A 13,793-nucleotide genomic window follows, 5' to 3' on the forward strand; every position below is an offset into this window, starting at 1 on the left:
GCTGCCGGCGAGCGCATGATGCGCGCCTTCGCCGAACCCGCCGAGAAGGCGATCGCCGAGACCATGAAGCAGGCGAAACCGGCAAGGAAAGCTGCGGAAGCCTCCAAGGCACCGGCGGCCGCGAAGTCGGAGGCGAAGCCTGCTCAGGCGAAATCCGAACCGGTGAAGCAAGAGCCCGCGAAGGGCAAGCAGGAACCGGCCAAGAGCGAAGCCGCCAAAGCTGCTCCATCCAAGAGTGAGGCTTCCAAAACCGCGCCGAAGGCAGAAGCCGCTCCGACAGAAACAAAGGATGCCAAGAAGGCTCCCGTGAAATCGGAAACGGCGAGCGCTGGCGCAGCGGATGTCTCCTCAAAGGGGGAGACACAGCCGGCTCCAGCGAAGGCAGAAGCAAAGGCGGAGAAGCCCGCCAAGTCGGAAGTGAAAAGCGAGCCGAAAGCCGCCAATGCGAAAGGTCCAGCTGCAGAGGCGAAGCCTGCCGACGTAAAGGCTCCGCAGGACAGGACGGCGGCCACGACTCCGGCAGCGAAATCGGCTGAGCCGAAAAAGCCTTCATCCGAAGAAAATGCGACCGCCAAGGCTGACGAGAGCAAGCAGGCCGCCGCTTCGAAAGCCAGCGGCGAAGCGACCAAGCCTTTGGACAGCAAATCCGTCGAGCCAAATCAGGCAAAGGCAAAAGCTCCTGAAAGCAAGGTCGCTGAAGCAAAGCCGGCTGAGCCCAACAAGGTAGCCACGGCCAACGAGACTGCGGCGAAACCGAACACCGCGAACAGCAGCAAAACCGCCGAGGCGTCCAAAGCCGAGACCAAGGCCAGCGAGCCTTCCGCCACGGGCACAGGTGCATCGACACCGCCCCCCGCTGCTGCGGAGAAGGCGAAGGAGCCGGCCAAGGCGGCGAGCACCTCATCTCCCGCAAAGCGGACCAGCGCCCGGACGGGTCGATCCGCCCCGCGGACGGGCACTCGGCAGCGCTCGCGGCGCTCCCCGGGCGGCCGCAACAAGAGTTGAGGCGCCTACAACGTCGGCATCAGTACTGGGACAAAAAAGCCCGGTCCGCTCACTGCGGACCGGGCGTTTCCTTTTCAGAGCTCCGATGCGGATGTCTGTCTAAAAATCGAGATCGGCGTAATGGCGCACCGGCGGCACGCCCCGCACTTTCTCCGCGAGCAGAGGTCTGAATGACGGGCGCGACTTGATGCGGCTGTACCATTCCTTCGCTGCCGGCTCGTTCTCCCACGGGATCTCACCGAGATAATCGAGCACGGAAAGTGCTGCGGCAGCCGCAAGATCGGCCTGGGACATGCGCGAGCCCGCCAGCCAGTTGCGATTTTCCGCAAGCCAGCCGACATAGCGCAGATGGTGACGGGAATTGGAGCGCGCGGCGCGGATTGCCGAGGCATCCGGCGAACCACCGCCGTCCTCCTTGGGCATTTCGAGCTTGAAGACCCGCTCGCGCACGAGATAGCGCGTCACTTCCTGATCGAACTTCTCGACGAACCATTCGGTGAGACGTCGCACTTCCGCTCGCTCCACCGGCTTTTCCGGCATCAGCCGCTTTTCGCGCGAGAAGACACCGCGCGTTTCGTCGATGTATTCGCCCACGATGACGCCGCCGACGATCGGCGGCCCGTCGTCCTCGATCAGCACCGGCAGCGTCGCTGCCGGGTTCATCGACAGGAATTCGCGCCGACGCTCCCAGGGCCGTTCCTCGACAAGATCGAGCTTCTCGCCGTACTCGCCAGCCAGAAGACGGACATAGCGCGACGTGGCGGACATGGGGTGGTGGAAGAGTTTCAGCATCGGGCGGGGTCTATCGCATTCAGGTAATATTTTGCAGGTACTGACAGGCCGAACGGGGGTTTTTCATGTCTTTCACGGCAGTTACGGGCTGAAAGCCTGCTTGCGCACGGTTGCAGAAATGCGTCAACGCCCGGTGAAGATTTCCGCAGGACAGGACGCGGCAAGGCCGAATGAGGCATGACAGTTCAGAATCATTCGGCGCGCGCCGGATGCGGACCGTCTTCGCGATGCGAAATTGAAGGACTACGAATGGATATCGGCTCAATTTTCGACGCCGTCATTCTGGGGATCACCGAAGGCCTGACCGAGTTCATTCCGGTCTCCTCAACTGGGCACATCCTGCTTCTCGGCCACTTTCTCGGCTTCGAGTCGACCGGCTTCGTCTTCGAGATCGTCATCCAGCTGGGCGCGATCCTTGCGATCCTCACCGTCTATCTCGCCAAGCTCTGGCAGCTCTTCATCACCCTGCCCTCGAGCGCCAAGACCCGGCGCTTCGTGGCTGGTATCCTGATCGCCTTCCTGCCGGCGGCTTTTATCGGGGTGCTGGCGCATGATTTCATCAAGACGGTTCTCTTCGAGACGCCGCTTGTCGTCTGCGCCGCGCTCATCGTCGGCGGCATCCTGCTTCTCGTCATCGACAAGATGCCGCTTGAGGTCCGCTATACCGACATCATGGATTATCCCCTCTCGCTCTGCCTGAAGATCGGGATATTCCAGTGCCTCGCCATGATCCCCGGCACCTCACGCTCCGGCGCGACGATCGCCGGCTCGCTGCTGATGGGCACCGACAAGCGCTCCGCGGCGGAATTCTCCTTCTTTCTCGCCATGCCGACCATGCTGGGCGCGGTCGTCTACGACCTCTTCAAGAATCGGGACGCCCTCTCGGCAGACGATTTCGGGCTGATCGCCATCGGCTTCGTCTGCGCCTTCCTTGCAGCTCTTCTCGTCGTGCGGAAACTTCTTGATTTCGTCTCACGGCACGGCTTCGCACCCTTCGCCTATTGGCGCATCGTGGTTGGCATTCTCGGGATCGTCCTGATCTTCGCCTTCGCGCCGGACGAGACAGTTGCCCCCGAAGCCGGCGGTGCCGGAGATGGCTATGCGATCGAGGAAGCGCCGGTCACCGTGCCCGACGAGGCCCCGGAAGACGGCTACGGCATCAACGAATAAGCCCGAACAACCCGCGACGGATCAGTTCGACCGCGAGAACGGTCAGCGTCACCGCGAGCAGTTTTCGGAAGAGCTTCTCGTCGAGGCGATCCAAGAGCCGTGTTCCCGCAAGCGTACCGAGAAAGCCGGTCGCGATCATGGCGCCGGCGAGAAGCGCATAAGGGCCGAGAACGACGCCAGCCGCCAGGAACGCGGCGACCTTCAGCGCGTGCTGGCTCGCGGTGACCGCCGCCATGGTCGCGACGACCTGCTTGCGGTCCTCGAAGACGCGGGTGAACAGCACCGCGTTGAGTGGCCCGCTCGCCCCGATGAACATCGACAGAAACGTGTTGATCGCGCCTGCGAGCGCGTATTGCCAGTTCCTGAGCCGTCCGAGCGCAGGCAGCTTCAGGAAGATGGTCGCGAGGATGAAGCTACCGAGGACGAGGCGCAGGATTTCCTCGGGCAGCGTGACCACCGTCCGGGCACCTATCGCCGCGCCGATCAGCCCGCCGAGGATGAAGGGCAACGCCTTGTCCCAGCGTACCGAACGCCGCTGAATGCCGAGCCGTCCGGCATTGGAGGCAAACTGAACGACGCCGTGGAGAGGAATGAGCACAGCGATCGGCAAGGCAAGGCTCATCAGGGCGAGCAGCGTCACGCCTCCGCCGAGTGCGAAGGCCGCCGTGAGCGCGGAGGTGAAAAAGCTCGCGACGATCAGGCCCAGGCTCGCCCAAAGCGGCAGATCGGGCGCAAGCCATTCGGCCACTGTCACGCGCTAGCCGGAAAAGCTGCCTCTGCCTTAGACAATACCGTCCTGATTTTCTGCGTCGAGACCGCCCGCATGGCGCACGGGCCGCGTGAACTGGCCCTGCGGACGGAAGCGGACGAGATAGGTCGGCAGGATCGAATCCACCGTACGCGGGCGGATGCCGAAAGCCTCAAACGTCCGACCCTCGGCAACCGCCGCGTCGGAGACGATATTGTCGGTCTGCAGCTGCTTCACCTGATCCACCGTCAGCGGAGCGCCCGGCACGAACTGCGTATACTTCGCGATCGAGCCCGCGAGCGAGAACGGGATCGACACCAAGCGGCGCTTGCGGTCGATCACCCGAAGCATCTCTTCCATCAGCTGGCGGAAGCTCGAAACCTCTGGCCCTCCGAGTTCGTAGACCTTGCCGCCGGCGACCTCACCGTCGACCGTCTTCGCCACCGCTTCCGCGACATCGACCACATAGACCGGCTGGAACTTCGTCTTTCCGCCGCCAAGCAGCGGCAGGACCGGCGAGAAGCGTGACATCTCGGCGAAGCGGTTGAAGAACTCGTCCTCGGGACCGAAGATGATCGACGGGCGCAGGATATAGGCATCGGGGCGCGCCGCGAGAACAGCTTTCTCGCCGGCTGCCTTAGAGCGTGCGTATTTCGACTTCGAGCCCTCGTCCGCGCCGATCGCCGAAACCTGGGTCATGTTGATGCCTTCGGCCTTCGCGGCCTCCGCAATCAACCGGGCACCTTCCGCTTGCAGGCCATTGAAGCTCTGCTTGCCGCTTTCGGCAAGGATGCCGACGAGATTGACCACGTGATCGGCGCCCTTCACAGCCCGCTCCACCGACCACGGATAGCGCAGATTGGCCTGGATCGGCAGGATTGCGCCGATATTGCCGGCGGTCAGCACGTGATAGGCGAGATCGGGCCTTCGGCAGGCGATGCGCACCCGATGGCCGCGCTTGGCGAGGGCCTGCGTCACGTACCGGCCCACGAAGCCGGACCCGCCGAACACCACCACCGTCTTTCCCGTATCGACCGTCATCGCTCGTCGCTCCTTGTAGTCGTGACGGCCGCCTCGGCACCCCTTTCCGCATATGGGCTGCGGGCCGTCTCGAATCGTCCGACACCTATAGCGTACCACATGGGTTTCGCCAGAGCTTAGAAGAGGGGGAAGGGTCGAAAGACCGCATTGATCGGGTCAATCAACCCGGCGCGTGTCATTTTGTCGATATCCCGCTTGCGGACATGGGACCCATCGATCCGCATGCGCCGAACACTAGAAAGCGCCAACGTAAAACTATCTTCAAACGGCGTTTAAATCCGCGTTGACAGCCCGCGCGCCAGCCCCTAATGCTCCGCCCCGAAGCCCAGGTGGCGGAATTGGTAGACGCGCACGGTTCAGGTCCGTGTGCCGCGAGGCGTGGAGGTTCGAGTCCTCTCCTGGGCACCAGTCATCCGCATAAGATTCTGATTTTTAAGCGTATACGTCAGATCAGGTTGAAAAATCCGTGATCCGGCGGACTGGAAGCGGCCAAACGCGGTCGCGCTAGGCAGTCCGAACGTACGTGACCGGGTTCTTGCAGTTCGCTCTTGCCGGGATGACCGGCAGGCTGCGGTTTGCGACTCCATGCCTTCGGCAGCAAGTCTCCCCTCACCTCCCTTTCCTTGTCCGGCAGGTCGGCTCGCGTCAAAGCCGCCTTCGAGAGGCAGCCTTGACTCAAGCCTCAACCGGTTGTGGATCCATTCTGTCCACAGGACCTAGAATTCTTCCCAGCTGTCGTCGTTCGCCGCTGGTTTGGTCGCGGCACCGCCGGATCCGACGACGCGCATCTGCACCACCGCTTTGGAGGTTGGCGCTTTCGAGACGCGCGCCTTCGGCTGAGCTATTGGGGTCGAGCGAGCCGCGGAAGAGCCCCCCGCACGAGCGGAGCTCTTCGTCTTGAAACGATGGACCGCTTGCGCAAGACTGTCGGTCTCGGCTGCCAGCGTCTGTGCCGCCGCGGTGGATTGCTCGACCATCGCCGCATTCTGCTGGGTTACCTTGTCCATCTGATCAGCGGCACTTGAGACTTCGTTCAGACTGACGGCCTGTTCCCTGGCGGACTGAGCGATCTTCGTGATGACCGAAGCCATGACCGCGACTTCGGCAACGATCTCGTCCAGCGATTGGCCCGAAGCCGTCACCAGTTCGACGCCGCACTCGACCTGTTCCGACGACATGGTGATGAGCCCCTTGATTTGCTTGGCCGCTTCGGCCGAACGCTGGGCGAGCGCTCGGACTTCCTGGGCTACGACCGCGAAACCCTTGCCGGACTCGCCCGCCCGCGCCGCCTCTACACCCGCGTTCAGCGCGAGGAGATTTGTCTGGAAGGCGATTTCGTCGATCACCGAGATGATCTGGCCGATCTGTTGAGAAGAGCCCTCGATCTTGCCCATCGCCGTCACAGCCTGAGCGACGATCTTGCTTCCGTTTTCAGCCTTGGCGCGTGCCAATTCCGCAGTACGTTTCGCCTCGCCGGCGTCCTGGGCTGCAGAATTCACGCCGTTCGTTACATCGCCGAGCGCAGCCACTGTCTCTTCCAGGCTGGCCGCCTGCTGCTCGGTGCGCTTTGCAAGATCGCTGGAGGCGACGGTAATTTCGCCCAGCCCAACATGAATCGTCCCGATGGCCTCGACGACGTGTCCGATCGCCGCTTCCAATTCTTCGATCGAGCCATTGAATTTGGCCCTGATCGGCTCGAACTCGGGAGCGACCGCGTCCTGCATGCGGACGGTGAGATCCCCCGCGGACAATCGATCGAAGCTTTGATCGACGATGCCCATGAAGGTGCGCAGATCCTCGGCCTTGGAATGATCCAGATCGGCCTGACGCTGCTTCATTTCCGTCTCTGAAGCGCGCGCAGCCGCAGCCTCGCGTTCCAACCGGTCGCGCTCAATCGCCTGTTCCTTGAACACCTGGACGGCGCCCGCCATCTGGCCGATCTCGTCGGACCTCCCCTGAGCGGGAACCTCGACAGATTTGTCGCCGGCCGCAAGCGAGCGCATCGCTGCCGTCATCCGGTCGATTGGGCGCGCGATCGAGCGGGCAAGCGGGATCGCGCAGGCAATCAGAGCTATGAACAAAACGCCAAACCAGAGAAGCGCCTTGTAGACCTCATCCATGAACTGCGCCTGTAGATCATCGACGTAAAGGCCTGTTGCCACAGTCCAGCCCCACGGGCCGAACAGCTGCGCATAGGACAGCTTGGTGGACAGTCCGCCCGAGCCATCCAGGCGGGTTCTGTAATATTTGGTGAAGCCGCCGCCCTTGTGAGCGTTCTCGACCATATCCCTGTTGTAGTGGAGGCCTGTCGCATCCTTCGATTCGAAAGCGTCCGTTCCCATCAGTTCGGGATCGGGATGCATGACACGCTTGCCGTCCGCGTTCATCATGAACAGGTAATCGTTGTCGCCGAACCGGATCGGCAGGGCAGCCTCGCGAGCACGGTCCTTTGCTTCCTGGAGCGTCAGTTCCCCCGCATCGACCCGAGCCTGGAATCCGCCAAGCATGGTTATGGCGCTTTGGACCTGAGAGACGATCAGGTTCTTGCGATCCTTCCAGATGCTGTCGTGTAGCGAATAAAGTTGCAGTGACATCACGGCAATGCTGCAGATCGCAGCAAGGGCGATCAACGCCGCCAGTTTGCGGGCGATGGTGAAATTCATCTGCGTAATCCTGTTTGAAACCAGAAAGAGTCTCTGCGTCACGAATTTATGCCAAGAACTTCAAAATTTACTCTTAACGATAACTGACGATAGCGCCGCCCCAGGGACCGCCGGAGGCCCCAACTCCTCGCAGGGAGGGGCTCATGAGCAAGACGACGAAAGACTATGTGCCTGATGTCCGCGAATGAACGGTCCGGATGGTTTTAGGGGGACCAGGGCGGGCACGGCTCGCGCCGGGGGTGGTCCTTGTCGATTGCGGCGGAGATCGGCTGCTGAGCGCAAACGCCGCTCGCGTGAGTGGATAAGGCCGAGGTCGATAGCGGCAGCCCTTCCAGGATGCCGGGCCAGACGGGCGAGAAGATGAAAGCGTTGGCTTTGCCGCTGGTCAAGCAGCGAAATCGCGCGAACAAAACACCGACAATCACAGCACTTGGTTTCACCATTCGAGCGTGAAACGCTTTCCGCCGAGCAGTCGCTGACTATTTGCGTTTTACCAGCCGTAGCTGAATGTCACGCCGCTGCGGTTTCTGCCGGTTTGGACCACGTTATCCTTCGCTCCCCGACCATATTGAAAGAGGCCGTATGCGTTGCGGTCGCCCGTCTGCTGAAGCGTTCCCGAATGGGCGTTGCCGCGCTGTTCGACAAGGCCGAGATTGCCGCGACCGTGCTGGGCGAGGCCTGCGCTGTTGTTCTTGCCGCGCTGGCGCACCGAGCCGTTCTTGAGATCGTTGTAGGCGGAATAGAGCCGAAGCCCGGTGGAAAGGGCATTCGAGGTCTGCCGATCGCCGGGCGTAAAGTGGAATGAAAGCTGACCCGCCGAGGCCGGGACCGCGAAGGTGCCAATGCTGCCGGCGGCGATGGCAAGCGTGGTGAGAACGGTTCTCAGGCTGAAGGATGGGGTCATGAAAGTCTCCGTCGCCCGCGCCTCGCGGGGTCTCTTCGAACAAGCTGGGGAAACCTCGCCGGGCCACTGATCGCGACATCCGAGGGGGACTGTCGTTTGATCCAGGCCCGGCGATGCAATATCCGTCTCAGATCCCGCCGCCGATCCGCGTCGAGCAGGACGTCGTGCGGTTGTTGACGGTGATCTTCAGATCGGCGTCGTATCCGGCATTACCCGTCGAGAGGGTGACCGAACCGAGCGTTTCCGGCTGGCCCGGCATGACGGTGAAGGGGCCGCCTTGCCGGATATCGTTTCCGCTCCCCGAGACCTGAAAGTCGTAGTAACCCTCGGCCCGCCTATCTGCGTGGACCAGAGCGGTAAGCTCGACGCCGTAGCCGGTGCGCGAGACGTTCAGTTCGCAGCGATAAGGCTCTTCACCTGCCGCCGAAAAGAGGGGATGGGCTAACGCGACGCCGGATGTCGCCACGAGTGCGAGCACTGCCGCAATGCGTCCGGAATATCGGCTGATCGTTGGCATGTCAGTCCTCCTCGAATGGGCGTGAATGATCGGATCAGTCGCAGGCCTGGACGATGGCGGTGACATTGCCGCGGCCACGCTGGGCGACGTTAGCGTCGCATCCGTGTCCGACCTGTACGCCGGCGGCGATATTGCCGTTGCCGTCCTGGGTCAGGATCGTCGTGTGGTTGGTGCCAAACTGGCCGATGCCGGCTGCGTTGCGCTTGCCCGTCTGATAGGTCGCGCCGAAGTTTCCACGCCCCTGCTGGCCGACCACCGAGAGGTTGCGCTTGCCGCGCTGCTCGCCGATCGACTTGTTGTGGCGACCGTCCTGATGGACACGCATGCGGTTGCGGAAGCCGTATTGCGACCCACCGCTGGAGTTCGCCCAGCCGAACTGGTCGCTGCGGAAATCGTTTGCCGATGCCGGGGCGACGGCGGTGAGACCGGCGAGGGCGACGATGGCGGCGGAAAGGGACAAGCGGATCATGGGGACATCTCCAGTCTGAGCGAGATCGTTCGGAAGTGAACACGCTCATCATGGGGATGTGCTTTGGAACGCGCGCTGAAGGCGCCGTTTATCCAAGGTTCAGAGCTGATATTTTTGCGTGCAGGTCTTCAAGCCGACGGGATTCGGTCAAACAGGAGCTTGGAATTCAAGGCAGGCGATCCCGCCCCCCGAACCGCATGAGAATCAAACATGGAACAGCCGGCGATCAGCTCGGCTCGATCCAAGTCCTGTTCGGCGCGCTACGGTTCTGCTGTGGAGCGAGACGCGCAAACTGGCGTCGAACGCTCGTCAGCTATCCATCTTCAGCGCGGCGATGAAGGCTTCCTGCGGAATTTCCACCTTGCCGAACTGGCGCATGCGCTTTTTGCCTTCCTTCTGCTTTTCCAGAAGCTTGCGCTTGCGCGTGGCGTCGCCGCCATAACACTTCGCGGTCACGTCCTTGCGCAGCGCCGAGATGGTCTCGCGGGCGATGACCTTGCCGCCGATCGCCGCCTGGATCGGGATCTTGAAGAGGTGGTTGGGGATGAGCTCCTTCAGTTTCTCGCACATCGCCCGGCCGCGCTTTTCGGCCTGGGTGCGGTGGACGAGCATCGAGAGCGCATCGACCGGCTCGGCATTGACGAGAATGCTCATCTTCACGAGGTCGCCCTCGCGATAGTCCGCCATCTGGTAGTCGAAGGAAGCGTAGCCCTTCGAGATCGACTTCAGCCGATCGTAGAAATCGAACACGACCTCGTTGAGCGGGAGTTCGTAGGAGACCATCGCACGCTTGCCCACATAGGACAGGCCGGTCTGGATGCCGCGACGCTCCTGACAGAGCTGCAGGATCGGCCCGAGATAGTCGTCGGGCGTCAGGATGTTGGCCGTGATCCAGGGTTCCGACACATGGTCGATCTTCACGATGTCCGGCATGTCCGCCGGATTGTGGAGCTGGGTCGTTTCCCCGTTCGTCATCACCACGTCGTAGACCACCGAGGGGGCGGTCGCGATGAGATCGAGATCGAATTCGCGGCTGAGGCGCTCCTGCACGATTTCGAGATGGAGGAGCCCGAGGAAGCCGCAGCGGAAACCGAAGCCGAGGGCGGCCGAGGACTCCATTTCATAGGAGAACGAAGCGTCATTCAGGCGAAGCTTGCCCATGGCGGCACGCAGATCATCGAAGTCCGCCGCGTCGACCGGGAAGAGGCCGCAGAAGACCACCGGCTGGGCCGGCTTGAAGCCCGGCAGCATCTTGTCCGTCGGGCGCTTTTCCTCGGTGATCGTATCGCCGACGCGGGTGTCCGCCACTTCCTTGATCGAGGCGGTGATGAAGCCGAGTTCACCGGGGCCGAGCGCATCGACCAGCACCATCTTGGGGGTGAAGACGCCGACCCGGTCCACCGGATATTTGGCGTCGGTGCCCATCATACGGATCTGCTGACCCTTCTTGAGCTCTCCGTCGATGATCCGCACGAGAACGACGACGCCGAGATAGACGTCGTACCACGAGTCAACGAGCATCGCCTTGAGCGGCGCATTGCGGTCACCCTCGGACGGGGGCGGCAGGCGCTTGACGATGGCTTCGAGCACATCCTCAATGCCGAGGCCGGATTTCGCGGAGATCATCACGGCGTCCGAGGCGTCGAGGCCGATCACGTCCTCGATCTGCTCCTTCACCTTGTCGGGCTCGGCGGCAGGCAGGTCGATCTTGTTGAGGACGGGGACGATTTCGAGATCGTTGTCGAGGGCGAGATAGACGTTCGCCAGCGTCTGCGCCTCGACGCCCTGCGCGGCGTCCACCACCAGAAGCGCGCCGTCGCAGGCAGCCAGCGACCGAGAGACCTCGTAGGCGAAGTCCACATGGCCGGGCGTGTCGATCAGGTTGAGGACGTAAGTCTCTCCGTCCTGCGCCTTATAGTGCAGGCGAACGGTCTGCGCCTTGATCGTGATACCGCGCTCGCGTTCGATATCCATGTTGTCGAGCACTTGCTCTTTCATGTCACGGATTTCGAGGCCGCCCGTATTCTGGATCAGACGGTCGGCGAGCGTCGATTTCCCATGGTCGATATGGGCGACGATCGAGAAGTTGCGGATGCGCGAAAGCGGCGTATTGGCGGGCATTGTGCTCATGGCGCCCGATATAGAAGTTCACGCAATTTTATGGAAGCGGGGATCGAAGCGGAAATTGCCGCGCTTTAAGGTGTTTACGAAGATATCGACGCGAAACCGGCGAGAGGGGCGAGACGTCTTTCGGCATGGCTGAGGAAATCGAACGCAAATTCCTGGTGAAAAGCGATGAATGGCGCGAAAAAGCCGATGAGGGCACGCGCCTCGAACAGTTCTATCTGTTCATCGCGGAAGACCGGACCTGCCGTGTGCGGATCAGGAATGGCGATACCGCACGGCTGACGATCAAGACCGGAACGGGCATGGCGCGCGGCGAATACGAGATCGATATTCCGATCGCAGAGGCGAAGACGCTGCGGGAGGCGCGAATCGGCAGAACGATCGAGAAGACGCGCTACCGGGTGCCGCTCGGCGAATTGACGGTAGAGGTTGACGTCTTTTCCGGTGCGCTCGATGGCTTCGTGCTGGCTGAGATCGAGATTCCGACGGTGGATCATGAGGTGGCGCTGCCTGCTTATCTTGGGCGAGAGGTGACGGACGATCCGGCCTACACGAATGCACGGATGGCATTGGACGGATGGCCGGCAGGAGGGGCCGAAGCATGAGCTATGCGATCGAGCCGGGCTGCCATCTCGGTGCGGAAATTCAGCGGATCGCCGTAGAGCAGATCGAAAAGGCAGAAAAATCGCTCAACGGGGCTGGTGAAGAGCCGCACGAGGCAATTCACGATGCGCGCAAGCGGCTGAAGAAGCTCCGCGGGCTGATCCGCCTCATCCGGCCGGAAATGGGAGATTTCTACAAGGCGCAGAACGCGCTCTTCCGCAATACGGCCAAGAAGCTCTCCGGCATGCGCGACAAGGCGGCGCTCGTCGAGGCGATTGAGAAGCTCGAAGAGCGGTTTTCAGGTGAGATCGAGACGGATGCACTCGGACAGGCGAAGACGAAGCTGGTCGCTGATCGGGACGCGGAGATCGAGAGCGGCGCCAAGGACGCGCCCCGGCAGATCGAAGAGACATTGCACGCGCTGGAGAAGGCGCGCCGCGCCTTCAGCCGGTGCCGGTTCGAGGGCACGAAGCCTAAGCCAAAGCGAGATTCGAAGATCGCGGCGGCGGGTCTGGAAAAAACCTATGGCCGGGCGCGCGAGGCGCTGAAGATCGCCCGCAAATCGCGCGAAGCGGAAGACCTCCACGAGCTGCGCAAGCGGGTGAAGTATCACTGGATGCATCTACGGCTGTTGAAGGAGCTCTGGCCGGAGGGCTTTACGCCGGCAATCGACGCCGCAAAGCAAATCGCCGACGATCTCGGCGATGATCACGATCTTGCGGTGATGCGCGCAGAGATGGAAGCCGATCCGAAGAGCTTCGGCGAGAAAGAGAATCTCTCGATCCTGCTCGCGCTCATCGATCGGCGGCAGGCTGAACTGCGCGAGCGGGCGCTGAACCTGGCCGCCATTCTGCTTGCAGAAAAGCCGGCTGCGATCGAGGCGCGAATAAGAAAGCTCTACAAACTGGCTGCGCGCCGTGCCAAGCGGCCATCGGCGCTGCCGCCCACGGAGCCGGCCGCACAGCTTCGTGTGGCGGAGGAATGATCCTTCCACCGCTTGCCTGTCCGCCAAATAATTGACGTCAGAAGTTCAGACTGACGCCGGCTCTGACCGAGTGCTCGTCGAAGCCCGAAGAGACGCTAGTCCGTCCGAGATCGTAGTCCGATGAGCCGAAGTCGGAATAGCGGTATTCCAGCCGGGTGCTGATCGAATCCGTGATCTTGGCCTCGACACCGGCGCCAAGCGTATAGCCGACGCTTGTCTCGCTGTCGGAGACGCCACCGAGTCTCAGCTCGGTCTCGGCGATCGCAAGACCGCCCGTGCCGTAGACAAGGAAGGGATCGACGTCGACACCCACGCGTCCGCGCAGAGAACCGAAGACGTTGCTCTCGCCCGAAAGATCGAGATTGCCGAGCGCGTTGCGCCGCGTCGCGTCGAAGCCCGCGCCGCCTATGTCGCCCTCGACGCCGTAGACCAGCGAACCATCCTGCAGGTTGAAACCGGCATAGGCACCGCCGGCAACGCCGTCACCCGAGATCGAGGCACCGCGAAGATCGTCGAAGCGCGACACGTTGTAGCCGACAAAGGTGCCTGCATACGGCCCGGACCAGATGGCGACCGGCGGTGCGGCATCTGGGATGCGCGAATCCGGGAAGACGGTTTCGTCTTGCGCGCTCTGCGCATGGGCCGAAACCGTTGCAAGAGGCATCGTGAGGGCGAGACTCGCCAGAACCGTCGTGGTCTTCAATCGCAAGGCCTCAGCCTCCGTTTGGTGGGAACCGGATCCCTACTTATGCGCCCGGTGACCGTTCGC

General features: G+C 62.2%; 12 protein-coding genes and 1 tRNA gene. 4 read left to right on the plus strand and 9 right to left on the minus strand.

The genetic code is table 11. The features are described from left to right. Window positions 1-1,104: 1,104 nt before the first annotated feature. Window positions 1,105-1,797, minus strand: a complete 693-nt coding sequence (locus ABRA89_RS03745) for a glutathione S-transferase family protein (protein WP_349940111.1) — start codon at window positions 1,795-1,797, stop codon at window positions 1,105-1,107. Window positions 1,798-2,046: 249 nt separating this feature from the next. Here ABRA89_RS03745 and ABRA89_RS03750 point away from each other — a divergent pair, with 249 nt between their 5' ends. Further along, window positions 2,047-2,967 (plus strand): undecaprenyl-diphosphate phosphatase, encoded by a 921-nt coding sequence (locus ABRA89_RS03750; protein WP_349940112.1) that lies wholly within the window; start codon window positions 2,047-2,049, stop codon window positions 2,965-2,967. Here ABRA89_RS03750 and ABRA89_RS03755 read toward each other — a convergent pair. After that, window positions 2,957-3,715 (minus strand): sulfite exporter TauE/SafE family protein, encoded by a 759-nt coding sequence (locus ABRA89_RS03755; protein WP_349940113.1) that lies wholly within the window; start codon window positions 3,713-3,715, stop codon window positions 2,957-2,959. The genes ABRA89_RS03750 and ABRA89_RS03755 overlap by 11 nt on opposite strands. Window positions 3,716-3,748: 33 nt before the next feature. Continuing rightward, window positions 3,749-4,756, minus strand: coding sequence for a complex I NDUFA9 subunit family protein (locus ABRA89_RS03760; RefSeq protein WP_349940114.1), 1,008 nt, complete (start codon window positions 4,754-4,756; stop codon window positions 3,749-3,751). A gap of 323 nt (window positions 4,757-5,079) precedes the next feature. Here ABRA89_RS03760 and ABRA89_RS03765 point away from each other — a divergent pair. Further along, a tRNA-Leu gene (locus ABRA89_RS03765) sits at window positions 5,080-5,164 on the plus strand. Between the two features lie 308 nt (window positions 5,165-5,472). Here ABRA89_RS03765 and ABRA89_RS03770 read toward each other — a convergent pair. The 5 genes from ABRA89_RS03770 to lepA all read right to left on the minus strand — a co-directional run bounded on the left by ABRA89_RS03770 (window position 5,473) and on the right by lepA (window position 11,439). Then, window positions 5,473-7,419, minus strand: coding sequence for a methyl-accepting chemotaxis protein (locus ABRA89_RS03770; protein WP_349940115.1), 1,947 nt, complete (start codon window positions 7,417-7,419; stop codon window positions 5,473-5,475). 490 nt (window positions 7,420-7,909) lie between these two features. Then, window positions 7,910-8,323: a curlin gene (locus ABRA89_RS03775; RefSeq protein ID WP_349940116.1), complete on the minus strand. Its 414-nt coding sequence runs from the start codon at window positions 8,321-8,323 to the stop codon at window positions 7,910-7,912. Window positions 8,324-8,450: 127 nt separating this feature from the next. Beyond that, the gene (gene csgH, locus ABRA89_RS03780; protein ID WP_349940117.1) at window positions 8,451-8,840 is read right to left on the minus strand and encodes a curli-like amyloid fiber formation chaperone CsgH; all 390 of its coding nucleotides are present in this window, start codon (window positions 8,838-8,840) and stop codon (window positions 8,451-8,453) included. Between the two features lie 34 nt (window positions 8,841-8,874). Next, the gene (locus tag ABRA89_RS03785) at window positions 8,875-9,309 is read right to left on the minus strand and encodes a curlin (protein ID WP_349940118.1); all 435 of its coding nucleotides are present in this window, start codon (window positions 9,307-9,309) and stop codon (window positions 8,875-8,877) included. A 309-nt stretch (window positions 9,310-9,618) separates the two neighbouring features. Further along, entirely contained in the window at window positions 9,619-11,439 is a 1,821-nt protein-coding gene (gene lepA, locus ABRA89_RS03790) for a translation elongation factor 4 (RefSeq protein WP_463671247.1), read from the minus strand. A 125-nt stretch (window positions 11,440-11,564) separates the two neighbouring features. On the opposite strand from lepA, the gene ABRA89_RS03795 reads away from it, so the two are divergent. Both ABRA89_RS03795 and ABRA89_RS03800 read left to right on the plus strand, forming a co-directional pair. Next, window positions 11,565-12,041: a CYTH domain-containing protein gene (locus ABRA89_RS03795; protein WP_349940119.1), complete on the plus strand. Its 477-nt coding sequence runs from the start codon at window positions 11,565-11,567 to the stop codon at window positions 12,039-12,041. After that, a complete protein-coding gene (locus ABRA89_RS03800; RefSeq protein WP_349940120.1) occupies window positions 12,038-13,024 on the plus strand; it encodes a CHAD domain-containing protein in 987 nt (328 codons plus the stop codon). Before ABRA89_RS03795 ends, ABRA89_RS03800 begins: the two co-directional genes overlap by 4 nt. A gap of 37 nt (window positions 13,025-13,061) precedes the next feature. Here the strand turns inward: ABRA89_RS03800 and ABRA89_RS03805 are convergent, their stop codons facing one another. Beyond that, entirely contained in the window at window positions 13,062-13,727 is a 666-nt protein-coding gene (locus tag ABRA89_RS03805; protein ID WP_349940121.1) for an outer membrane protein, read from the minus strand. Window positions 13,728-13,793: the final 66 nt, after the last annotated feature.

The organism is Fulvimarina thalattae, assembly GCF_040239565.1.
Lineage (GTDB): Bacteria > Pseudomonadota > Alphaproteobacteria > Rhizobiales > Rhizobiaceae > Fulvimarina.